The 409-nt window shown below is 77.0% G+C and carries 1 pseudogene; it reads left to right on the top strand.

The annotated features are described in order from the left end of the window. Window positions 1-409: pseudogene (locus tag RT91_RS19320) on the top strand (class I SAM-dependent methyltransferase); the annotation flags it as partial.

A 409-nucleotide genomic window follows, 5' to 3' on the forward strand; every position in this document is an offset into this window, starting at 1 on the left:
CTCCTGCTCCGCCCGCTGCGGATCGACGCGCGGCGCCGGGTCGAGGCGGTGCTCACCGCCTTCACCCGCCTCGTCGCCGCCGGCCGCCACGACGAGGCGGTGGCGATGGCCGATGCCGAGAACATCGTCAGCCACGCCGTCGCCCGCGACGACGCGATCGGCCGCGACACCCGCCTCGCCCTCGCCCTGCTCGACCTCGCGACCGGCGACCCGGCGGACGTTCCCGCCCGCATCGCCGGCCTCGCCCTCGGTCCGGCGGCGCAGCGGGACATGCTGATCGACGGGTTCTGCCGCCTCGTGAACGCCGGCCGCTATGCCGATGCCGCGACCTATGCCGAGGCCGCCGGGATCGAGGCGCTGGCCGCGAGCGGCGGCGGGAACGATCCCGCCGCGGCCGACGCGCTTACCG

Origin of the sequence: Acidiphilium sp. JA12-A1 (genome assembly GCF_000724705.2) — a bacterium.
Lineage (GTDB): Bacteria > Pseudomonadota > Alphaproteobacteria > Acetobacterales > Acetobacteraceae > Acidiphilium > Acidiphilium multivorum.